A 22790-nucleotide genomic window follows, 5' to 3' on the forward strand; every position below is an offset into this window, starting at 1 on the left:
TTTCTCATGGGAAGATGATTATGGACACAATCGATTTAACCGCTCACGCAACTGTTGCAGCTGCATTATTGTCCGCCATGGCCAATCCCAAGAGACTGCTCATTCTCTGTAATCTGGTCAAGGGTGAAATCCCCGTTGGCGCTCTGGCCACCGAAGTCGGCCTCAGCCAGTCGGCCCTGTCCCAGCATCTTTCGAAGCTGCGCGCACAGAAGCTCGTCAAGACCCGTCGCGATGCGCAGACGATCTACTACTCGAGCACATCCGACCAGGTTATCCGCATCCTCGAAACACTGACACAGATCTACGCCGAGCCTGTTCGCGCCAAGTCTGCAGCCTGATACCAGTCCCCACATTCATTTGAGCCGCTCCTTGAGGAGCGACTATTCATTTTAGCACCACTTAATTTTGACCGACCGGCGAATGAGAATTTGCCGGTCTTTTTCATGTGCGAGCTTTGCTTTGAAGGGCTCTCGCCGCGCTTCGTCCGGTCTTTCAGCCCGATACGTGGGCTCGCAAAACCGCAATCGTCAATTCTCGATGAGAAATCGTCAATCCGGCGTAATGCATCGCGAAATTCCTCAAAAATGACCGCCAGTTTTCTATCTTCTTGCCTAATCGCGGCGAAATTCCTAATAAACTTGCCATGCACCTGCCGAAGCCAAACATGGCAGCCGGTGCAGATGCCGCGCGCAGTCCGTCGTCTTTTGGCGCATTCCCGCAAGGGGTGTTGTGCGACCTGGATTGGCCGTCGCGGCAGAGACGTCGCGGGTCGAAGACCCATCCAAGGAGACTGAACATGAACCTGAAAACATTGTCGGGCGCGACGCTGGTCGCCTCCCTCGCCTTTGCGCCACTTGCCCATGCAGACATCACCATCGGCCTGATCGCGCCGCTGACCGGCCCTGTGGCCGCCTATGGCGACCAGGTGAAGAACGGCGCACAGACCGCCGTGGACGAGATCAACAAGAATGGCGGCATTCTCGGCGAACAAGTTATCCTGAAATATGCCGACGACGCCGGCGAACCCAAGCAGGGCGTATCGGCTGCCAACCAGCTGGTCGGAGACGGTATCCGCTTCGTGGTCGGCCCTGTCACCTCGGGCGTTGCCATTCCAGCCTCCGACGTCTTCGCCGAAAACGGCGTGCTGATGGTCACCCCGACCGCCACCGCCCCCGACCTCACCAAGCGCGGCCTGCCCAACGTGCTGCGCACCTGCGGTCGCGACGACCAGCAGGCCGAAGTCGCCGCCAACTTTGTCCTGAAAAACTTCAAGGACAAGCGCGTCGCCATCATCAACGACAAGGGCGCCTACGGTAAGGGCCTCGCCGACAGCTTCAAGGCAACGCTGAACGCCGGTGGCATCACCGAAGTGTTCGACGATGCACTGAGCCCGGGCGACAAGGATTTCAGCGCGCTGACCACCCGCCTGAAGGCCGAGAAGGTCGATGTCGTCTATTTCGGCGGCTACCACCCGGAAGGCGGCCTGCTGGCCCGCCAGCTGCATGACCTCGCCGTCAACGCCACCATCATCGGCGGCGATGGCCTGTCGAACAGCGAATTCTGGAACATCGGCAACGAAGCGGCTGCCGGCACCATCTTCACCAACGCCACGGACGCCACCAAGAGCCCGGATTCCAAGGCTGCCGCCGACGCGCTGAAGGCCAAGGGCATTCCTGCCGAAGCCTTCACGCTCAATGCCTATGCTGCCGTCGAAGTCATCAAGGCCGGCATCGAGAAGGCCGGCAGTGCCGAAGACTCGGAAGCCGTCGCAACCGCGCTCAAGGCTGGCGAACCTGTTTCCACCGCCATCGGCAAGCTCACCTACGGCGAGACCGGCGACCTCTCCTCGCAGAGCTTCGCGCTCTACAAGTGGGAAGCCGGCAAGATCGTCCCGGCCGAATAAGCCACGACCTCTGCGCTGAAATACAGACCGGGCGCCCTCGCAGGCGCCCGGCTTTCGTTTGTGAATGTATGGATTTGGCCTGCGGCACACTCAGCCGCGATCAGGCCTGGAAGAATGCCAGCAGATCGGCGTTGATGACGTCGGCATGCGTTGTCGCCATGCCGTGCGGCAGGCCATCATAGACCTTCAGCGTGCCGTTCTTCAGCAACTTGGCCGAAAGCGGTGCCGAGTCGGCAATCGGCACGATCTGATCGTCGCTGCCATGCAGGACCAGAACCGGCACCTGGATCTTCTTCAGGTCCTCGGTGAAATCGGTTTCTGAAAACGCCGCGATGCAATCATACTGGTCCTTGGCGCTGCCCATCATCCCCTGCCGCCACCAGTTGTCGATCACGCCCTGCGAGACCTTGGCGCCCGCCCGGTTGAAGCCGTAGAACGGACCCTCGGGGATATCGCGATAGAACTGCGCGCGGTTGGCAGCAAGTCCCGTACGGAAGCTGTCGAACACCTCGAGCGGCAGGCCGCCAGGGTTCTTCTCGGACTTCAGCATCACCGGCGGAATGGCGCCGATCAGCACTGCCTTGGCAATGCGGCCGCGGCTCGCATAATTGCCGACATAACGGGTGACTTCGCCGCCGCCGGTCGAATGGCCGACATGGATCGCATTCTTCAGATCCAGATGTTCGGCAAGCTCGGCCATATCGGCCGCGTAGGTGTCCATGTCGTTGCCGAACCCCGTCTGACTGGAACGGCCATGGCCGCGACGGTCATGGGCGATAACCCGGTATCCCTTGCCGAGGAAATAAAGCATCTGCGCATCCCAGTCGTCGGCGCTGAGCGGCCAGCCGTGGTGGAACACGATCGGCTGACCTGTGCCCCAATCCTTGTAGAAGATCTGCGTGCCGTCCTTGGTCGTGATGAAGCTGCTGGTCATGGCCTTCTGATCCTTTCCGGTTGAGTGAGCATTTTTCTGGGTAGCGCCTGCGGCATGCGTCTGGCCGGCAGCCTGTGCGGAATGGGCAAACGTGGCGGCTGCAGCACCGGCAGCAAGACCGAGCCCGGCGACGACAACATGCCGTCTCGTTGCATTTCTGATGTCATCGGTCATTGTTATCTCCATTTGTTGCCGCGATATTTGATATCGCGATAAACATACTCTTAGCAGATCAAATTTCCCTGTCTACGAAAAAGATTATCGCGATATCTTTTTTATGCTATTGATGGTCGCACAGACAGAAGGAGCCGCACATGACCGATCAGGAACACGCTGCACAGCCACCTGCATCCGGCACCAACCTGCCATTGGACGATCAGCTGTGCTTCTCGCTCTATACGGCAGGACTTGCGATCAACCGCACCTACAAGCCAATGCTCGATGAGATGGGCATCACCTATCCGCAATATCTGGTGCTGAACGTGCTTGGCGAGCAGGACGGCGCCACGGTCGGCGCCATCGCCGAAAGGCTGTCGCTGGAATCAAGCACCATCACCCCGCCGGTCAAGCGCCTCGAACAGGCGGGCCTCCTCGAACGCCGCCGCTCGACGCTCGACGAGCGCCAGGTCAACGTCTTCCTGACCCAGGCCGGCCGTGACATGCTTGCTCGCAGCAAATGCCTCGGCGAGACGCTGCTTGGCCGCTCCGGCATGACCCTTGTCGAGTTCCAGGCCCTGAACCACCAGATCCACGCGCTGCTTTCAGCACTTGGCAAGACGGGATAGACGCAACACGGGATAGACCCGACATCGGATAGACCGGGCACAACACCTCCCGGCGCCTTCCCATGCAGCCCCCGCCTCTCTAAAGTGGCCGCCAGGACCAGAGACACACGACAACACATCAGGGCGCCCGCACATGACCAGACTTGAACACCTCATCGATCAGGGCACCGGCCGCACGCCGGCCGACATCGTGCTCAAGGGCGGCCGGTTCTTCGATCTCGTCACCGGCGAACTGGTTCAATCCGACATCGCCATCTCAGGCGACCGCATCGTCGGCACCTGCGGCGATTATGTCGGCAAGAACGAGATCGACATCTCGGGCAAGATCGTCGTGCCCGGCTTCATCGACACCCACCTGCATATCGAGAGCTCGCTGGTCACCCCGCATGAATTCGACCGCTGCGTGCTGCCCTACGGCGTCACCACGGTCATCTGCGACCCCCACGAGATCGCCAATGTGCTCGGCAGCGAAGGCATCCAGTATTTCCTCGATTCGTCGCTGGAAACGATCATGGATATCCGCGTCCAGCTCTCCTCCTGCGTCCCCGCCACCCATCTCGAAACCTCCGGCGCCGACCTGCCGATCGAAAAGCTCCTGCCGTTTCGCGACCATGAGAAGGTGATCGGGCTGGCCGAGTTCATGAATTTTCCGGGCGTGATCCACAAGGATCCGATCTGCATGGCCAAGCTCGAGGCCTTCCAGGGCGATCACATCGATGGCCACGCGCCGCTCTTGCGCGGCAACGACCTCAACGGCTACCTCTCAGCCGGCATCCGCACCGAACACGAATGCACCACCGCGGAGGAAGCGCTGGAAAAGATCCGCAAGGGCATGCACATCCTGGTGCGCGAAGGCTCCGTCTCCAAGGATCTGCACGCGCTGATGTCGATTATCACCGAGCGCCTGTCGCCCTATCTGGCGCTCTGCACCGACGACCGCAACCCGCTCGACATCGCCGAGCAGGGCCACCTCGACTACATGATCCGCACATCAATCAAGCATGGCGTCGAGCCGCTCGCCGTCTACCGCGCCGCCTCGATCTCGGCCGCCCGCGCCTTCGGCCTGCGCGACCGCGGCCTCGTGGCGCCGGGCTGGCGCGCCGACCTCGTGATCGTCGACAGCCTTGAGAACTGCAAGGCCGAAACCGTCTTTGCAGCCGGCCGCAAGGTGACGCCGGAACTCTTCGCCACCCGCAGGCAAGTGGCCCCCGTCGGCCTCGACAGCGTCAAGGCCCGCCCCGTTAACGCCGCCCATTTCGGCGTGCCTGTCGCCGATGGCGAAACGCCCGTGATCGGCGTCATGCCGGGCAAGATCATCACCGAGCACCGCCGCTACCGGCTGCCGGTCAAGGGCAACCAGAGTGCGGTGGATCTCGGCAACGACATCATCAAGGTCGCCGTCATCGAGCGCCACGGCAAGAACGGCAACCACGCCAACGGCTTCGTGCAGGGCTTCGGCCTGAAGAAAGGGGCGATTGCCTCCACCGTCGGCCATGACAGCCACAACATCTGCGTCGTCGGTGTCTCCGAAGACGACATGGCGATGGCCGCCAATCGGCTGGGCGAAATCAAGGGCGGCTTCGTCGTCGTCGAGGACGGCAAGGTCACCGGCGAGATCGCACTGCCGATCGCCGGCCTGATGAGCCTCGAGCCCTACGAAGTGGTCCGCGACACGCTGCACGAGTTGAGGAAAGCCGCCTATGCCCTTGGAACGCAACTCGAAGAACCCTTCCTCCAGGTCGCCTTCCTGCCGCTGCCGGTCATCCCGCATCTGAAGATTTCCGACATGGGAATGGTGGATGTCGACAAGTTTGCGCTGATCGGGTGAGGACCCATATAAGCGGCGAAAACCATGCCGACATGAAAACGCCGGGAGAACGTATCCTCCCGGCGCAAGTCGTCAGCAGAGACAAATGAGATCAGAATTCTTCCCAGGATTCCGTCTTCGTTGCCAGTGCTGCATTTCCGGAGAATGCGCTTGCCACCTTGCGGCCGAGCGCCCGCGCCGGCGATGCGGCAGGCCTGTCGCGGCCGGATGCAACGCGCGTGGTTGCCTCGTGACCGGACGCCAGCTTGAACTGGGCGAGAAGCTGGTTCAGCGACGCCGCTTCCTGGGCAAGACCATGGCTGGCAGCCGTGGATTCTTCGACCATTGCGGCGTTCTTCTGCGTGTCCTGATCCATCTGGTTCACCGCAGTGTTGATCTGCTGCAGGCCCGTTGACTGCTCCTGTGCGGCTTCAACAATGGCGAGAACATGCCGGTTGATTTCCTGCACTTCCGAGATGATCCCTTCGAGCGCACGGCCCGTATCGCTGACCAGGCTGACGCCCGATTGAACCTGAACGTTCGACGTCGTGATCAACCCCTTGATGTCCTTGGCAGCGTTTGCCGAGCGCTGCGCCAGTTCACGCACTTCCTGGGCAACCACGGCAAAGCCCTTGCCCGCTTCCCCGGCACGCGCCGCTTCGACACCGGCGTTGAGTGCCAGGAGGTTGGTCTGGAAGGCGATTTCGTCGATCACGCTGATGATGTTGCTGATCTCGCCGGACGACTTCTCGATCTGCTCCATCGCGATCACGGCCTTGCGAACGACATCGCCGGACTGCTCCGCACCATCGCGGGCACGGGCAACCAGCACGCCGGCCTCCTGGGCACGGCGGGTCGAGTCCTTGACGGTCGTGGTGATCTGTTCGAGTGCCGCAGCCGTCTCTTCGACCGAAGCCGCCTGCTGTTCGGTTCTCTTGGCAAGGTCGTCGGCAGCCGAGCGAATCTCGTTTGCACCGGAATCGATGGCCCGTGCATTTTGCGCGACGCGCGTCAGAGCAGCCTGCAGTCGATCCGCGGAATTGTTGAAATTGCCGCGAACTTCATCGAGATTGGCAACGAAAGGCTGGGCGATACGGTAGGCAACATTGCCTTCTGCAAGGTTCAGCAGCCCCTGGGCCAGGCTATCGACCGCAAACTTGGTATCGGCCGAATCCTTGGCGCGCTGGGAATCGCGTTCGATGCGCTCTTTTTCGGACATGCTGCGATTGTCGTTGGCTTCCTGTTCCAGACGAACGCGCTCATGCGCATTGTCGCGGAAGACGGCAACCGCATCGGCCATCTGTCCAACTTCATCCTTGCGGCCGAGACCGGAGATCTCCTGCTGCGTTTCGCCATTGGCAAGCGATATCATCCGCACACGAAGCCGATCGATCGGGCCGGTAATGCCGCGGGCGGAGACGAACAGCGACAGCACGATGCCGGCGAGGAACAGCACACCGAGCGCGACCAGCGTGTTCAAGATCGTGCTGTTCGTCTGCTCGCCGATGACTTTGGTCCGCTCGGCAAGACCGACGGTCAGTTCATTGTTGATGTTCTTGGCATCGTTGCGCCATGAGGCGACCAACGGGTCGGACTTTGCCAGAAGGGCCTTGGCCTCATCGACACGCCCCTCGGCATTGAGGGCCATCGCGTTGTCGGACAAAACGAAGATCGCTTTGGCGTTGTCGGCAAACTTGCTGATGACCGCGTCATTTTCCGATGTCAGTTCTCTGGCTTTGTCGAGGCGTTCGAAAAGGACTTTCTTCGCATCGTCATAGGCCTTCTTGATCACGGCTTGATCAGCCGAACCGCCGGCATAGGTCACCGCCTGATAGGCGCTGTAGGACGCGGCAACCAGCGACGTTGTCGATCGCGCCATTTCTGTTGTAGCGACGCCGTCGTTGGAAATGAACTCGTTATATTGCGTGTCTGCTGCCTTGTAGTTGCTTGCGATGACGGCAACGCCACCAACGCCAATGGCGCAGACAGGAATGATGAGAGAAAGGATTTTGGTGCGGATTTTTGCGTTCTGTAGGAAAGACATAATGCCCCGTGCATCTACCAATAAGATCCCGCAAAACATGACGCGTCCTCCGCCGCCGCGACTGTGATCGTTTTGCAAAGAAAGATGAAAATGCCCCTTCATGGAGCAATCGATAACCCTAATAGATTTGGGCTATAACTAATTTAAACTTAGTTAAACTTCTAAATTACCGAGTTTAATTTGAATTTTTTGCCGATTGTCGGCGTGACGTCTTCCTGGACGACAAAAGTGGTGCGGCAGGGCATCTGTCCTTCGGCTGTTATGCGTCCGGCAGTCAGATCCAACCGGAAGGGCCTTCGGCGCCTTGCCGTGTCAGCGACGCGGGTTCCGCAGCGCCGGTGCGGCGCAGGGCCGATAGCCGGCACCACTCATGACCTGCCGGAGCGCCCAGGAAACCTGGCAAACCACGGCAGGTTGTTGGAAAAGCCAACCAATCGTCGATTAGGAAACCATTCCGCAAAACGCGTCAAGCGCCGCGAGCCTCACCACGCCGCCTGCAGCCACGCCTGATGCACCCGGCATCGCCACCGGCGCGCCAAGCACCATCCCCTTCGGCAAGGCAAACTCCGCCGGCTCGCGCGTCAGGTTGAACACGAACAGCAACGTTTCCGCACCCTTCTTGCGGGTGAACACCAGCAGGTCCTGGTCGGTCTCGAGAAACGTCATCGCCCCGTCGAGCAGTGCCGGATGCGCCTTGCGGAAGGCGAGCGCCTGGCGATAGTGGTGCAGCACCGAGCCTTGGTCGCTTTCCTGCACATCGACGGAGAGCGCCGCCTGCTCATAGGGCACCGGCAGCCAGGATTTGTCGGCCGTCGTGAAGCCCGCATGCGCCTTGGCCGCCTCCCAGGGCATCGGCGTGCGGCATCCGTCACGCCCCTTGAAGGCCGGCCAGAAGCGGATGCCGTAGGGGTCGCGCAGATCCTCGAAGCTGAGTTCCGCCTCAGGCAGGCCAAGCTCCTCGCCCTGGTAGAGGCAGATCGAGCCGCGCAGCGCCGAAAGCACCGAGATGGCCAGCTTGGCGACATCAGGCCGCTCTGCTTCCGTCCTGGCGAAGCGGCTGGCATGGCGCTCGACATCGTGGTTGGAAAACGCCCAGCACACCCAGCCGTCGGTCACCACCTTCTGGAAGGCATCGACGCAGCCGCGGATGTGGGACGCGGTAAACTCCGGCCCCAGCAGGTCGAACGTGTAGCACATGTGCAACTTGTCACCGCCGGTCGTATAGGCGGCCACCGTCTTCAGCGACCGCGCACCATCGCCCACCTCGCCAACCGTGGCGCGCCGCTCGTAGCGATCGAGCAGTGCGCGGAACCGCTGCAGGAAGACGGTGTTCTCCGGCTGCGTCTTGTCGTAGAGGTGGTTCTGCATCCCGTAGGGATTGGTATCGGGTGCATCCAGCCCGCCATCGCTGGCATCCGGCTCGTGCGGAGGGTTGTCGCGCAACAGCTTGTCGCAGAAATAGTAGTTCACCGTGTCCAGCCGGAAGCCATCGACACCACGGTCGAGCCAGAATTTTGCCGTCTTCAGCAGCGCGTCCTGCACCACGACATTATGGAAATTCAGGTCCGGCTGCGAGGTGAGGAAATTGTGCTGGTAATACTGCCGGCGCACCCCGTCCCACTCCCAGCCCGGCCCGCCGAAGATCGACAGCCAGTTGTTCGGGGCTGTCCCATCCGGCTTCGGATCGGCCCAGACATACCAGTCGGCTTTCGGGTTGGTGCGGCTCGAACGGCTCTCGACGAACCACGGGTGAACATCGGCCGTGTGCGAAATCACCTGGTCGATGATCACCTTGATACCGAGCGCCTTCGCCGCCACCATCATCTCGTCGAAATCGGCAATCGTCCCGAAGATCGGATCGACGTCGCAATAGTCGGAGACGTCGTAGCCCATATCGGCCATCGGCGACTTGAAGAACGGCGACAGCCAGATCGCATCGACGCCGAGGCTGGCGATATAGGGAAGCTTGCGGGTGATCCCCTTGAGATCACCGAGCCCGTCGCCATTGGTGTCCTGGAACGACCGTGGATAGACCTGATAGACAACGGCACCCCGCCACCAATCCGCATTCCCGCTTGTCTGCAATACCATCTGTCGTCCGTCCTTGCGCCATTGTCTCGATTGCCGAGACTAAAGGGCTGCAGACAAAAGACAACCGCAGTCACGTCTTTTTGCGACCCGGCCAGGCAAGGCAAGTCAGCGCATCGGAACCGGGCAATCGCGCTTTGCCATCTTGCGCGCGATCTTGTCCTGCTTGTTCATTGCCTTGCGCATATGATGATTGTCGCCCGCCTGCCGCCATTTGCCGAGCAGCGCCTGGCAGGACTGACCTTGCCTGTGACCGCCATCCCTGCCGGCAACGGCGGGATTGCTGGCAAGGGCGGGATTGCCGGCAAGCGGCAGAACCAGCAGCGCTGCTGCAGCCAGCCATAAGCGCGTCGTCATCGGATATCCCCTCGCCATCATCAGCCCAAGCCTACGCCGCCATCCTGCTTGCGGCAAATGGCAGCCACTCCGCGCTTGTCAGCGCGCTGCTCTGCGCGTATCAGGCAGACGCGGAAAATCAGGGAGGCCAACGGTGAGTGGACGTTTTCTGTCGATCGGGGAGTGCATGGTGGAGCTGTCGCAGGCCGGTGCCGGTCTGCTGCGCAAGGGTTTTGCCGGCGATACGCTGAACACCGCATGGTATGCCCGCGCCTGCTTCTCCGCACAATGGGCGGTCGATTACTGCACCGCGCTCGGCGACGACGCCATGTCCGACGAGATGCTCGCCTTCTTCCAGGAAGCCGGCATCGGCACCAGCCGAATCCGCCGCATCAAGGGCAAATCCCCCGGCCTCTACATGATCAGCCTGCGCGACGGCGAACGCTCCTTCAGCTACTGGCGCGAGAACTCCGCGGCCCGCCAGCTTGCCGCCGATCCGGATTTTCTGCGCCAGGCGATCGAAAGCGCCGACGTCATCTATTTCTCCGGCATCACGCTTGCCATCCTCTCGCGCGACGATGCCGACACGCTGCTGGCCGAAGCCCGCCGCGCCAAGGCATCCGGCAAGCTCGTCGCCTTCGACCCCAACATCCGTCCGCGCCTGTGGTCCGGCTATGACGAAATGCACGCAACCATCAGCGAAGGCGCACGCGCCGCCTCTCTGGTGCTGCCGAGCTTCGACGACGAGGCCGCCCATTTCGGCGATGGCTCGATCGAAGCGACCATAGAGCGCTACCGGGCGCTCGGCGTCCACGACATCGTGGTCAAGAACGGTGCCGACGGCGCCACCCTCAATTTCGGCGGCAGCGAAAGCTTCGTGCCCGCCGAAAAGGTCGAGCAGGTGATCGACACCACAAGCGCCGGCGACAGCTTCAACGGCGCCTTCCTCGCCCGCTACCTCGAGACCAGCGACGCCACGGCGGCTGCCCGATTTGCGGCCAAGGTGGCGGCACGCGTGGTCAGCGAGCATGGGGCGCTGGTGGCGAAGAGCAAGCTGGGGATTTGAGGGAGAGATTTAGAGAAGGGCAATGATTTTGGTGAACGCGGCGGCAACCTTCGAGGCGATTTCCGCGGTCTTGACCATATTCTCGATGTCTTTCACCACATCTTCCAATTCCTTCTTCGAATCCCGCATACCAGCTGTGATGGCCGCATACTGATCAGCGCTTGTCTTGAGCCTGGCAACCGTTAGTGCATCGAGCTCCGCCTTGAACTTCCTCGTCCGATCGACGAACCAGGCTGCGTCCTCTCCAGTCTTCGCGTCGATACTCGCATCCGTTGACCTTTCCATTCCCCTGCTGATACGCTCGTAGGAAGTCCTATAACTGGTCATTGTCATCCTTTCGCGGACAGGAATGGTTCAATTGCCGACTGCAGTTCTTTCGCCGCTTCGATAAAGCGTGCCAAGGTCATGGGATTGGGCTTTTCTTCAGCCAGCTGCTTGTGAGCGGCAACAAGCGTGTCGAGAAGCACCTCATAGCCACGCTTCTGTCCGGGTTTTGGCGAAAGAAACGGTGCGACGGCTGCCTCCATCTCAAGTCGATCTTTCAGGAACGCGCGATACGCGAAATATCTTTCGCCAGCAGCAGACCCACCATTCTGACCGTCACCGTGTATCCGTTCCAAAGATCCGTACTGTTGTTTCAGCCATGGCACGTAGGTCGCCTTGATATTATCGGCCATGACACTGAAGTCCTGCGCCAACAACGCCCGCCCCTTCACAATGGAAGGATGCGCCTTTGCGACTATCCTCTGAATCCTGCGGTATTCGATCTCCGTGATCGCCTTGCGAGCAACGAGGCCGGCACCATTCAAAATCGGCTTGAACGTCGCGTTCTCTGCGAGCTTGGGCGCAGTCGTGGTAACTGCAGCCTGCAGTTTGGCAACGGCACCTCCGAGATCATCGCCGGCAACACCTGCTGCAGCCTTCGCAAGCGCCTGCCCATACTCTGAAAGAGCCTGTGCGAATGCGATACGCTGGTTCCATTGCTCATCGACAACAGAATGTTTGGCTATAGGTGGCGGAAATGCGTATGGAGCATCGCCCCGTGTGAACAGATAGGATTCCTGCTCAATAACGAGCCGCTCATCCATCGTCCGCTTCATCGCACCAGTGCTTCGCGCCGCCTCGGCCACCGCCGTCGTCGCCGCCCCGAACTGCTGAATATCCCCGGCATCGACACTGGCGCAGCCGGCCAAAGCCGTGGCCGCAAGCAGTGCAAGCACCCGCAACTGTTTTGACATGAACCGTTCCCCTGACCTCGCCAAGGGATATCAAGTTTTCAGTTGCAGACAACAAATCGCACGCAACCAAGGATAGCGACAACGCACGTATCAGGCTGCACCGCCGGCCTGTAATATTTCCATCATCGAGACCAGCGACAATGTTGGCGTGGGAATCGGTCGGCCGGCGCCCGCCCGGAGCTTGGCGCCATCATCCGGAAATCGGCGCGGATGGAAGTCGGAACATGCTGCAACGTCTGCCTGATATCACTGACGGCGAGAGCGCCACCTCTCCGCTTGGCACCTTGCCGCTCGAAAAGCCGGAGCGGCTCGTCATCGTCAGCGATGCCTGGCACCCGCAGATCAACGGCGTCGTCCGCTCGATCGAAAACACCAATCGCGAGCTGGTAAAGATCGGCGTCGAGGTGGCGATGGTGACGCCGCAGGGCTTCCACAGCATTCCCTGCCCCACCTATCCCGAGATCCGCCTGTCGATCGCCGGCTACCGCAGCGTTGCCCGCGCGATCGAGAAGCACCGGCCCTCCTATGTCCATATCGCCACCGAAGGCCCGCTCGGGCTGACGGCGCGGCGCTGGTGCCTGAAGAACCGCATGCCGTTCTCCACCAGCTATCACACCCGCTTCCCCGAATATGTCGCCGCCCGGCTGCCGATCCCGAAGAGTTGGCTCTACGCCTTCGTCAAGTGGTTCCACAACTCCGGCGCCGGCTGCATGGTGGCGACGCCGAGCCTTGCGCGCGAACTCTCGGAAAAAGGCATCCGCAACCTGATGCCCTGGAGCCGCGGCATTGACGCCAACCAGTTCCATCCCGCAGAGCTGGAAGACAAGCCTTTCGGTTTGGCCCGCCCGATCTACATGACGGTCGGCCGCGTCGCGCTGGAAAAGAACCTGCCGGCCTTTCTCGATCTCGATCTGCCAGGCGCGAAGGTGGTGGTCGGCGATGGCCCGGCCCGCGCCGAACTCGAAAGGCGCTACCCTGATGTGCATTTCACCGGCCTCAAGATCGGCCAGGAGCTGGCCGCCATCTACGCCCAGGCCGATGTCTTCGTCTTCCCGTCGCTGACCGACACCTTCGGCAACACCATCCTCGAGGCGCTGGCCTCCGGCGTCCCCGTCGCCGCCTACCCGGTCACCGGCCCGCTCGATATCATCGGCGAGGACAGCGAGGTCGGTGCCCTTGACGCGGACCTGCGCAAGGCCTGCCTGGCGGCACTCTCCGCGTCACGCGAAAAGGCCCGCGAACTCGCCACGCAATATTCCTGGGAAGCCGCCACCCAGCAGTTCATCACCAACATCCGCGCCGCCAACGGCGTCATCACCCCGAAGTGGAAGAAGGCCTGGCAATACGCCTCGAAGTCGCTGCCGCGCAACAAGCGGCTTGGCGACGTGGAGACGGCGACGACGTTGACGGCGAACTCTTAAGTCTCCCAACGACAGATCGTTCGCGGCAAACTCCCAAACCCTCCCTGATCCTCGCCCTTGTGGCGGGGATCCAGCCTGCGCTGGATACCTGTGACGAGCACAGGTATGAGGGTAGAGATGAATGGCGCAGGGGAGCCGACAGCATTCCTTCGGCACTTCCAGCGCGCTCTCAAAATGGCGGCAAGCAGCCAACGCCCTGCGTGGACAAACTCATCATCACTCCGCAGCGCCCAGCGCCTGTCGCCCGCGTTCACCCGGCAGCGCCGGAAACGCCAGCGCAATCGCCGCCGCGCCCAGGCCCACCATCGCAGAGCCGATGAACAGCCACGAATAATTGCCGAAACGGTCGAAGATCCAGCCGCCGATCAGCGGCCCGAAGGCCATGCCGAGGCTGGAGAGCATGGTGGCCGCGCCGAACACCGTGCCGATGATCTTCGGCCCGAAATACTCGCGCGCCAGTACCGCATAGAGCGGCATCACCCCGCCATAGGCGCTGCCGAAGACGAGCGCCAGCATGTAGAATTCGCCGAGCTTGCTGACGAACAGATAGCCCATCAGCACCACCGCTTGAATTAGCAGCCCGCCGACCAGCACCGGCTTAACCCCGATCCGGTCGGCAAGCGTCCCATAGACCAGCCGGCCGCCGAGCCCCGCCAGCCCCTCGACGCTGTAGATGCTGACCGCTGCCATCGGCGCCACGCCGCAGATCGTCGCATAGCTGACCATGTGGAAGATCGGCCCCGAATGCGCCGCGCAGCAGGCAAAGAAGGTCAGCCCGAGCACGATGAACTGCGGCGAGCGAAACACTTGCGACAGTGGTGCAGCAGCCCGGTCGGCAGGCATCTCCGCGGCGGCCGCATCGCCGTCAGCCTCGGGCGCACGCCGAACCAGCAATGCCGCCGGCACCAGCAGCACCCAGGCACCGATGCCGATGATCAGCATCGCCGTGCGCCAGTCATAGGCCGAGATCAGCCAACGGGCGAACGGCGAGATGGTCATCGGCGCCACCCCCATGCCGGCCGAGACGAGCGATACGGCAAGTCCGCGGTTCTCGTCGAACCATGCCGTGGTGGCGGCAATCATCGGCGCGAAGAATGTGCTGGCCGCAAGCCCCACGAGCACACCGTAGGCCAACTGGAACTGCAGCAGCGTACCGGCCCGGCTGGAAAGCACCAGCGCCAGCCCGAGCAACGCCGCGCCGATCAGCACCACGATGCGCGGCCCGAAACGGTCGCTGGCAGCGCCCCAGAAGAAGCCGCCGAAACCCATGACGATGAAGTTCAGCGTCATCGCGCTGGCAATGCCGATATGCGACCAGCCGGTGTCGAGCGCGATCGGCTCCTGAAAGATCGCCAGCGAGAACATCGCCCCCAGCGCCACGCAGGTCATCAGGGCGCCGGCCCCGACGATCACCCAACGATAGGCCCCACGATCGGAATAGCTCATGATCCCGCATCCTCCCTGTCCGAACAATCCGTCAGGCCCGCGCCGCAGCATGGCGCTCGGTTCCCATTCTTTCAAGACGTTCGGCGACCGACATCCCCGACACCGGCACTGCATTTTTGCGACTGCCGCGATATCAGGCACTGCCCTCCAGATCGAAATGCCGTCTTACCCAAAAATAGTCATATATATTAAAACAGGATTATTAGACAAACCAAAGCCTTCGTGAGATTCTCAGGAAATAGAATCAGGGCACGAGATGGCTGACGAACGTTATTTATACGATTCGAATTCGCACAAGGCGGTCATGTACCAGGCCGGCGAACATCTGTACCCAATCTCGGGCAGCAAGGCGCAGCACTGGGTCTCAGGAGACTATATTTTCTCCATGGAGACGCAGGCGATTACTTACTGGATACTTGGAAAAGACGTTTACGGCCACATCGGCAACGGCGAATTGACGCGAGAACCGATTTACTACTTCGGCGCTTGAAGCGTGGCCGGCCGATCCGGCAGAGAAAAATCTCAGATGCCCGACCAGCGGCAGGCACCGCCCGCAGGCGGCACCAGCTTTCTCACTTAACGATCGTTGTTGGGGCGCCTGCGGCCACCGCTCTTCGATTCGTAAGGATTTTCCTTCTCGCGATAGTGAATGCGGATCGGAACGCTCGGCATGTCGAAATCCGTGCGCAGGCTGTTGATCAGGTAGCGCGTGTAGGATTCCGGCAACGAGTCGGCGCGCGTGCACGAAATCATGAAGGCCGGCGGACGAGCCTTGACCTGCGTCATGTACTTGAGCTTCAGGCGGCGGCCGGAGACGGCGGGTGGCGGATGCAGCGTCGTCACCGAATCGAGCCAGCGGTTGAGCTTGGCGGTCGAGATGCGCTTGTTCCACACCATGTCGGTGTCGATGATCGCCTGCATCAGCTTGTCGAGCCCGCGGCCGGTCTGGCCGGAGATCGGCACGGCGCGCAGGCCGCGCGCCTGCGGCAGCAAGCGTTCGGTCTTTTCGCGCAGATCGGCAAGCACCGCCTGCTGGTCCTCGATCAGGTCCCACTTGTTGAAGGCGAGCACGGCGGCGCGGCCTTCGCGGAGCACCAGATCGGCCAGCTGCAGATCCTGCTTTTCGAAGGGAATGGTCGCATCGAAGACGATGACCACGGTTTCGGCAAAGCGGATCGAGCGCAGCGAGTCGGCCACGGAAAGCTTCTCCAGCTTCTCGGTGACGCGTGCCTTGCGGCGCATGCCCGCCGTGTCGAACATCTTGATGGTGCGGCCACGCCAGTCCCATTCGACCGAGATGCTGTCGCGGGTAATGCCTGCTTCGGGACCCGTCAGCAGGCGGTCCTCACCGAGGAAGCGGTTGATCAGCGTCGACTTGCCGGCATTCGGGCGACCGATGATCGCCACGCGCAGCGGCTTGGTGTCGTCGTATTCGGGCTCGTAATCCTCGTCGTCTTCCATCTCCTGCGGAAGATCGACATTGGTCACGGCAACGTCTTCGTTGTCCTTGGCGTAGGCGCGCTCCTCGCCGATCGCCTCGACGATCGCGTCGCGCAGGTCGAGCATGCCCTGGCCGTGTTCGGCCGAGATCGGCACCGGCTCGCCGAGGCCGATCGTGTAGGCATCATAGAAACCGCCATCGGAGCCCTTGGCTTCCGACTTGTTGGCGACCAGCACCACAGGCTTGCCGCGACGCCGCAGCATCTCCGCCAGTTCCTTGTCGACCGGCGTCAGGCCGTACTTGGCATCGACCACGAACAGCGACAGATCCGCCTCGTCGATCGCCGCTTCCGTCTGGGCGCGCATCCGGCCCTGCAGGCTCTCGGCATCGGCCTTTTCGAGACCTGCGGTATCGATGATGGTGAAATGCAGACCCATGAGCCGCGCGTCGCCGGGGCGGCGGTCGCGGGTGACGCCGGGCGTGTCATCGACAAGCGCAAGCTTCTTCCCAACCAGGCGGTTGAAAAGGGTAGACTTGCCGACATTCGGGCGACCAACGATCGCGACCGTGAAGCTCATTGAAATTCCTTAAACTCAGCCCTGTGCGGCGGGCGCCTTGCCGGATGCGGTGATATTATCAAGCATCATCTGGGCGCGATTGGCAACATTGCGCGGGCTTTGCGCATCGTCGGCGATCGCCTGGTACCACTGGCGGGCCTGAGCCATGTTGCCGGCCTTGTAGGCGGCAAGGCCGAGCGCTTCGCGAGCGGAGTGGCGGAATGCATTGGACGGGACAGCCATTTCCTCGACCTGGGCCGACACCTGCTCATAGGTGCCATTCTCGATCAGCAGCCATGCGGCACGCATCCGGGCGGCGTCGCGAATGGCAGCAGGCGCCTTGGCGTCCTTGCCGATCACGTCGAAGGCGGCAACGGCACCGGCCGCGTCGCCCTTCTGGACAAGCACGGAGGCGGCACGAAGGCGGGCCAGGATCGGATAGTCGCCATGACCTTCCTTCTCCAGCTTTTCGAGGGCAGCAAGCGCCTCGTCGCCCTTGTTCTCGTCGGCAAGCTTCATGGCGGCGATGAACTGGTCGCCGGTACCGGACGACTGGTTGTTGTCCCAGTATTCATAGACCTTGTAGCCGACGGTACCGAGCACGATCAGGACGGCGAGCACAACCAGGTACAGCCCGAACCGGCGCCAGGCGCCCTTCATCTGGTCGGTCCTCAGTTCCTCGTTGACTTCACGAATGAAGCTGTCGTCGTTGAATGCCATTCTCGTCTCCGGCGCAGATATGCATCGTCATGCGGGTTGCACGCACATTGTCGGGGCCTTCTACCCGATTTTGCACCAGTTGTAAGGGGGATGTGAAAGAATCATCCCATAACGATTGGCGCAATCCCGATCACCAGTTCGTGCAGCTTCCAGATGATCAGCCCCCAGAGCACGATGCCGATGACCACGGCATAGAGATCGTACTTCGCCGAGACGAACACCGGCAGGGTGATTTCGCCGCGGCGCAGGCGCTGCTTCATCGATATCCGGAGCAGCACGGCCCAGGCCAGAAACGCCACGAACAGCACCACCGCCTCCGGCTCGCCATTGGCAAGCAGATGCGACAGCGCCCAGAGCTTGATTGCCACCAGCACCGGAAACTTCAGCTTGGCGCGGATATGACCGGCGGGCAGGACGCCGGCCACCAGACAGATCGATGCGATCAGCATCAGCGTGATGGTCAGATGCGCCATCCACACCGGCGGCTCGTAGAGGGTGCCGTACATGCCGCGCGCCTGGTTGAAGGCATAGGCGAGGAACAGCAGCGTGCCGATGCTGAGAATGCCGTGGACGGCGCCCCAGACCGGCTTGCCGAGCGTGTCGATCATCTGCTGGCGAAAACCCGGCGCGATCACCCGGATCAGATGCAGGCCGATGAAGAGGATGAGGCTTAAGACAAGCAAGGCCATGGCTAAATTCCTGATTTGAATATTGAACAGGCTTAGCTTTGCCCGCGGCAAAATGCCAGCGAGACCGCAGCTTCGCCTTAATTCTGGAACAGAAAAGCCCGAAACAAATTGTCGCGGTGTCCATGTCTCGTTCTTTTCTCCACATCTCCCTTTCCATTTCCCTTTCACTGCTGACGTCGGTCGCCGCCCATGCGGCTGACAGCGCGCCCGGCAATACGGCCGGCAGCACGGCCAACGATGCGGCGGGCAAGCCCAAGCAACTGGTGATGATTTCCTTCGACGGCGCCCACGACAACGCGCTCTGGCAAAAAAGCCGCGAGATGGCCGCCAGGAACGGCGCCCACTTCACCTATTTTCTCTCCTGCACCTTCCTGATGAACCAGACCGCCAAGAAGGCCTACCAGGCCCCGCACCAGAAGCAGGGTCGCTCCAACATCGGCTTTGCCCAGAGCGACGACGAGATCCGCGAGCGCCTCGGCAACATCTGGCACGCCCATCTCGAAGGTCATGACATCTCCAGCCACGCCTGCGGCCATTTCGACGGCCGGCAGTGGAGCGCAGCCGACTGGTCTGCAGAATACGCGACCTTCCACACGACCCTGAAGAACGCCTGGAAGGGCGTCGATCTCGAAGAGCCGAAGGGCTGGCAGGATCTGGTCGATCACGGCATCCACGGTTTTCGCGCGCCCTATCTCTCGGCCACATCAGGCGCCGACATGATCACCGCCGAAAAGAAGGCCGGCTTCACGTATGACGCCAGCCTCGTCACCAAGGGCCCGGCCATGCCGGTCGAGGAAGCCGGCATCATCCGCTTCGGCCTGCCGCTGATCCCCGAAGGCCCGCGCGAAAAGCCGATCATCGGCATGGACTACAACCTCTTCGTCCGCCACTCCAAGGGCGAGGAAGACAAGGCCGACACCAGGGAATTCGAAGACCGCGCCTACTCGGCCTTCAAGGACGCCTTCGACCAGCAATATAGAGGCCCCCGCATCCCCCTGCAGCTCGGCTTCCACTTCGTCGAGATGAACGGCGGTGCCTACTGGCGGGCGCTGGACAGATTGGTGAGCGACGTCTGCCACCGCCAGGACGTCGCCTGCGTCAGCTATTCGCAAGCGATCCCGCTGATCAAGGCCCGCGGCAAGCTGCAGCAGCAGCCGGCATCGGGGTTGTGATGCGGATTTCAGGGTTGATCGGGGCTACCGGCTGACGTCGTTGGCGTTTTGCCGTGGCAAAACGCCAACCGCGGATATCCGCACCCGGCGCCATACCACCCGGAGACCTCACGGGCACGACAATCCCCTCCAAAAACAAATCCCCCAACTATTTCAATACCCTACCCAGAACCACCATGCATTTTCATCCCCACCACACGGAGCCCGCCCCATACTGACCCCGTCATCGCACAGGGAGCCGGGTCGCGAACCGGGAACTCTACCGCTCGAAATCCGGCGTGCGAAGATGGTTGCAAAGGTGGATCCGACGCCGTCAGGGCGAAGGATTCTCCGGCAAGACTGATCCGGGAGCCGTTCCTGCCGGACCAGCCAAACCGGAAGCCCAAGCAACCGGGCAGGCAGAAAGCCTGACACCCACACCACCGAAACCCATGCCTGCCCTTCCCGTTTTACGAAGGCCAGCCGTCGCCGAGCCAAGCTCCGCGCGCGGTATTCGGCGTGCAAACGAAAACGCCGCGCATCAAAAATGCGCGGCGCTCGGTCATTTCAAATCGAACAAGCAATCAGCCGTCGGCCTGAACCACGCCCGCCTCGCGCTCGAGATAGCGCTGGTCGATATCCGGCAGCGGTTCGCCGTCGATGGCCGATTCGAAGGTGCGAAGGCGCTTGTAGATCGACAGCAGCTCGACGATCGTCGTCCACGAATTGACGAGATACTGGAACGAGCCGCGGACCTGATCGAAGACGTTGTTGATCTGCGTCAACAGGCCGAGCGTCAGCTTGCCGGCAACGATCGACGGCACCAGTACGATCAGGCTGAACAGATTGTCGGCCTGCAGGTAGAAGATACGTGCGACGTTGAAATACATGTAGTGGAAATAGAGCCGGAAGTAGTTGCGGCGCACATTGGCGAACAGCTCGGCAACCGTCGGCGGCGTGGCGCGGTCGGCATGGTCCTCGCCGTAGACGAGTTCCTTGCGATAGGAGGCCTCGACGCGCTGGTTGCGGAACTCCAGGCCCGGCAGCTTGATGCCGACGAGACCGAGGAACACAGTGCCGAAGATCGACCAGAACAGTGCCGCCCAGACCAGCGCGTGCGGCACATTGCCGATCAGCGGCAGTTCGGTGATGTTGGCACCGATCTTGAACAGCACCGGCAGGAAGGCAATCAGCGTCATGACCGAGCTGACGAGGCTGACACCGAGGCTTTCAACCGTCGATGAAAAGCGCATCGTATCTTCCTGAACACGCTGGGAGGCGCCTTCGATATGACGGAGCTTCGGCCAGTGCGTCATGTAGTATTCGTTCATTGCCGTACGCCAACGGAAGATCCAGTGGCTGACGAAGAACAGGTTGAGTACGCCGACGGTGATCGCGATGAAGGCAATGCCGGCAAAGCCGAGCATGCCGAGATAGAGCTGCGCAGCCGTGACCGGTGCCGTCTTCGCCAGCGCCTGCTGGATCAGGTCGTAGAACGGACCGTACCAGGCATTGATGGCGACGCTGACCTGCACCGAGAAATAGGTGTTGAAGATGATCAGCGCCGAGCCAAGCACCGACCACATTTGCCAGCGATGCGGGCTGTAGGTGAACCAGAAGCCGGCAAACAGCGCGACGAAGACGATGTAGTAGATGTAGAACCAGAGGAATGGCGTCGACCAGAACACCGAGACGCCGATAGGGCTCTCTTCGCCAGCCGACAGCGGCGGCAGGCCGATGACGGAGCCGAGGCTGGAGCCGCCAAAATACCAGAGGAGAACGCCAAGCAGCGCCCAAACCACGGCTGATGTGAAGAACAGTTTCGGCTTCGGGAAATAGGATAAAAACACGGGGGGCGTTGCTTTCCTGAACTTGTGTCTTCGGAAGCTCTCAAAGAGCGATTGCGCCGAAAACTACGGTAGTTCGGAGAGTGCGGCAATGGCCTGACCGCATTCTTACGCAATTGTAACCAGTTAGGAGATCTTCTTGATGACAGGCATCACCAGCGCCGCGCACACGACGAGCGCTGCCGCCGCAACATAGGTCGGCGCCGTGAAGGTTCCAGTCCGCTCCGCCATCCAGCCGGCAACGACCGGCCCGACGATCTGGCCGAGCCCGAACGCCGCCGTCATCATCGCGAATGCCCGGCGCGGGCTGGCGGGCGAAAGCTTGCGGCCGATCTGCAGACCGTAGGCGGTGATCGCCAGGAAGGTGGCGCCGAACAACGCACCGCCGATCAGCGGCGCCACCGCATGCGGCAGCATCACGGTCGCCAGCACGCCGATGGCTTCGACCAAGAGCGCCGCAACGTAAATGCCACCGAGGCCGAGCGGCCTGACCAGCGGCTTCCAAAGAAACAGCGCAACGGCCGACGTCAGGCCGACGATCAGCCAGCAGAGAAATTCCACCATCTGCCCCACTCCCGCCATCCGGGCGATGGTAACGAGGAAGGTGGCGGTGATGACATAACCGAAGCCGAACAGGCCGTAGGAGGCGGTGACCAGCAGCATCGGCCGGCTCCAGACGATGGCGGGCTCCTTGCCGGTTTGCGCCGTGGCGACCGGGCCCGATGGCAGCAGCAGCCAGACGGCGACGAAACTGATGGCGGAATAGATCGCGCCGCCGATCCAGTCGGCCTGCCAGGCGACCGGGCTACCGTGGTAAAACAGTCCGATCAGCATCACCATGATCGACGACAGTGCAATCCCCGCCCCCGGCCCACCGAAATGCGCCGACTGCACGTGGTCGTTGCCGGCAGCAGCCCCATGACTAAGCACGATCGACGAGGTGAAGATCATCGCGAATGCGCTGGCGAGGCCGGCGAGAAAACGGATGGCGGCAAAGATCGTCACCGAACTGGTCATCGCCATCGCGGCCAGCAGAACGGCGGTAGCAGCAAGCGCCGACAGTGCCACCTTGCGCTCGCGTCCCGCCGCCCAGCCGTAGGCGGCGAGCACCGCACCGACCAGATAGCCGACGAAATTGGCAGAGGCGATGAAACCGGCGTCCGCTGCCGACAGCGGCACCCCGCTCATCATCCCCGGCAGGATCGGCGTGTAGGAAAACCGCCCGAAGCCCATCGCCGCCGCCATGGCGATCATCCCGGCAAGCGCCGTCAGGAACAGGTTTGCGGGGGCGGTGTCATTGCGAGCCAACATTCCTCG

20 protein-coding genes are annotated in these 22790 nt (G+C 61.7%); 8 read left to right on the plus strand and 12 right to left on the minus strand.

All coding sequences use genetic code 11. The annotated features are described in order from the left end of the window. Nucleotides 1–20: 20 nt before the first annotated feature. The gene (locus GVL52_RS14630) at nucleotides 21–338 is read left to right on the plus strand and encodes a metalloregulator ArsR/SmtB family transcription factor (protein WP_160008295.1); all 318 of its coding nucleotides are present in this window, start codon (nucleotides 21–23) and stop codon (nucleotides 336–338) included. Between the two features lie 458 nt (nucleotides 339–796). After that, a complete protein-coding gene (locus GVL52_RS14635) occupies nucleotides 797–1903 on the plus strand; it encodes a branched-chain amino acid ABC transporter substrate-binding protein (RefSeq protein ID WP_160008297.1) in 1107 nt (368 codons plus the stop codon). A 100-nt stretch (nucleotides 1904–2003) separates the two neighbouring features. Here GVL52_RS14635 and GVL52_RS14640 read toward each other — a convergent pair whose 3' ends face one another. Then, nucleotides 2004–2837 (minus strand): alpha/beta fold hydrolase, encoded by an 834-nt coding sequence (locus GVL52_RS14640; RefSeq protein WP_160008507.1) that lies wholly within the window; start codon nucleotides 2835–2837, stop codon nucleotides 2004–2006. Between the two features lie 314 nt (nucleotides 2838–3151). Here GVL52_RS14640 and GVL52_RS14645 point away from each other — a divergent pair, with 314 nt between their 5' ends. Together GVL52_RS14645 and ade are read left to right on the plus strand one after the other, a co-directional pair. After that, the gene (locus GVL52_RS14645) at nucleotides 3152–3622 is read left to right on the plus strand and encodes a MarR family winged helix-turn-helix transcriptional regulator (protein ID WP_160008299.1); all 471 of its coding nucleotides are present in this window, start codon (nucleotides 3152–3154) and stop codon (nucleotides 3620–3622) included. A gap of 133 nt (nucleotides 3623–3755) precedes the next feature. Next, nucleotides 3756–5450 carry an adenine deaminase gene (gene ade / locus GVL52_RS14650; protein ID WP_160008301.1) on the plus strand — a complete coding sequence of 565 codons (1695 nt, stop codon included), beginning with the start codon at nucleotides 3756–3758 and terminating at the stop codon, nucleotides 5448–5450. 91 nt (nucleotides 5451–5541) lie between these two features. Here the strand turns inward: ade and GVL52_RS14655 are convergent, their stop codons facing one another. From GVL52_RS14655 to GVL52_RS14665, 3 genes are all read right to left on the minus strand, one after another. Beyond that, the gene (locus GVL52_RS14655; protein WP_160008303.1) at nucleotides 5542–7473 is read right to left on the minus strand and encodes a methyl-accepting chemotaxis protein; all 1932 of its coding nucleotides are present in this window, start codon (nucleotides 7471–7473) and stop codon (nucleotides 5542–5544) included. 441 nt (nucleotides 7474–7914) lie between these two features. Next, complete coding sequence (locus GVL52_RS14660) at nucleotides 7915–9564, minus strand: alpha-glucosidase (protein WP_160008305.1); 1650 nt, start codon at nucleotides 9562–9564, stop codon at nucleotides 7915–7917. 105 nt (nucleotides 9565–9669) lie between these two features. Then, nucleotides 9670–9918, minus strand: a complete 249-nt coding sequence (locus GVL52_RS14665) for a hypothetical protein (protein ID WP_160008307.1) — start codon at nucleotides 9916–9918, stop codon at nucleotides 9670–9672. A 133-nt stretch (nucleotides 9919–10051) separates the two neighbouring features. Here GVL52_RS14665 and GVL52_RS14670 point away from each other — a divergent pair, with 133 nt between their 5' ends. Beyond that, a complete protein-coding gene (locus GVL52_RS14670) occupies nucleotides 10052–10963 on the plus strand; it encodes a sugar kinase (protein ID WP_160008309.1) in 912 nt (303 codons plus the stop codon). A gap of 9 nt (nucleotides 10964–10972) precedes the next feature. Here the strand turns inward: GVL52_RS14670 and GVL52_RS14675 are convergent, their stop codons facing one another. Together GVL52_RS14675 and GVL52_RS14680 are read right to left on the minus strand one after the other, a co-directional pair. After that, complete coding sequence (locus GVL52_RS14675) at nucleotides 10973–11248, minus strand: hypothetical protein (protein WP_160008311.1); 276 nt, start codon at nucleotides 11246–11248, stop codon at nucleotides 10973–10975. A gap of 44 nt (nucleotides 11249–11292) precedes the next feature. Further along, nucleotides 11293–12201 (minus strand): hypothetical protein, encoded by a 909-nt coding sequence (locus tag GVL52_RS14680; RefSeq protein WP_160008313.1) that lies wholly within the window; start codon nucleotides 12199–12201, stop codon nucleotides 11293–11295. A gap of 224 nt (nucleotides 12202–12425) precedes the next feature. On the opposite strand from GVL52_RS14680, the gene GVL52_RS14685 reads away from it, so the two are divergent. Continuing rightward, nucleotides 12426–13622, plus strand: a complete 1197-nt coding sequence (locus tag GVL52_RS14685; RefSeq protein ID WP_160008315.1) for a glycosyltransferase family 1 protein — start codon at nucleotides 12426–12428, stop codon at nucleotides 13620–13622. 216 nt (nucleotides 13623–13838) lie between these two features. Here GVL52_RS14685 and GVL52_RS14690 read toward each other — a convergent pair whose 3' ends face one another. Next, nucleotides 13839–15068 (minus strand): MFS transporter, encoded by a 1230-nt coding sequence (locus tag GVL52_RS14690; RefSeq protein WP_160008317.1) that lies wholly within the window; start codon nucleotides 15066–15068, stop codon nucleotides 13839–13841. A 256-nt stretch (nucleotides 15069–15324) separates the two neighbouring features. Between GVL52_RS14690 and GVL52_RS14695 the strand changes: the two genes are divergently transcribed. Beyond that, nucleotides 15325–15558 carry a hypothetical protein gene (locus tag GVL52_RS14695; RefSeq protein ID WP_160008319.1) on the plus strand — a complete coding sequence of 78 codons (234 nt, stop codon included), beginning with the start codon at nucleotides 15325–15327 and terminating at the stop codon, nucleotides 15556–15558. 86 nt (nucleotides 15559–15644) lie between these two features. On the opposite strand, the gene der is transcribed toward GVL52_RS14695, so the two are convergent. The 3 genes from der to GVL52_RS14710 form a co-directional block, all read right to left on the minus strand. Then, nucleotides 15645–17087 carry a ribosome biogenesis GTPase Der gene (der, locus tag GVL52_RS14700; RefSeq protein ID WP_160008321.1) on the minus strand — a complete coding sequence of 481 codons (1443 nt, stop codon included), beginning with the start codon at nucleotides 17085–17087 and terminating at the stop codon, nucleotides 15645–15647. Nucleotides 17088–17102: 15 nt separating this feature from the next. Continuing rightward, on the minus strand, nucleotides 17103–17786 hold the full coding sequence (locus GVL52_RS14705; RefSeq protein WP_160008323.1) for a tetratricopeptide repeat protein: 684 nt from the start codon (nucleotides 17784–17786) through the stop codon (nucleotides 17103–17105). A 101-nt stretch (nucleotides 17787–17887) separates the two neighbouring features. Continuing rightward, nucleotides 17888–18475 (minus strand): NnrU family protein, encoded by a 588-nt coding sequence (locus GVL52_RS14710; protein ID WP_160008325.1) that lies wholly within the window; start codon nucleotides 18473–18475, stop codon nucleotides 17888–17890. 122 nt (nucleotides 18476–18597) lie between these two features. On the opposite strand from GVL52_RS14710, the gene GVL52_RS14715 reads away from it, so the two are divergent. Then, nucleotides 18598–19647 (plus strand): polysaccharide deacetylase, encoded by a 1050-nt coding sequence (locus GVL52_RS14715; RefSeq protein ID WP_160008327.1) that lies wholly within the window; start codon nucleotides 18598–18600, stop codon nucleotides 19645–19647. Nucleotides 19648–20210: 563 nt separating this feature from the next. Here the strand turns inward: GVL52_RS14715 and sbmA are convergent. Together sbmA and GVL52_RS14725 are read right to left on the minus strand one after the other, a co-directional pair. After that, nucleotides 20211–21476, minus strand: a complete 1266-nt coding sequence (sbmA, locus tag GVL52_RS14720; protein WP_160008329.1) for a peptide antibiotic transporter SbmA — start codon at nucleotides 21474–21476, stop codon at nucleotides 20211–20213. Between the two features lie 123 nt (nucleotides 21477–21599). Beyond that, complete coding sequence (locus GVL52_RS14725) at nucleotides 21600–22784, minus strand: YbfB/YjiJ family MFS transporter (protein WP_200847824.1); 1185 nt, start codon at nucleotides 22782–22784, stop codon at nucleotides 21600–21602. Between the last annotated feature and the right edge of the window lie 6 nt (nucleotides 22785–22790).

The organism is Rhizobium sp. 18055, from assembly GCF_902706285.1.
Lineage (GTDB): Bacteria > Pseudomonadota > Alphaproteobacteria > Rhizobiales > Rhizobiaceae > Rhizobium.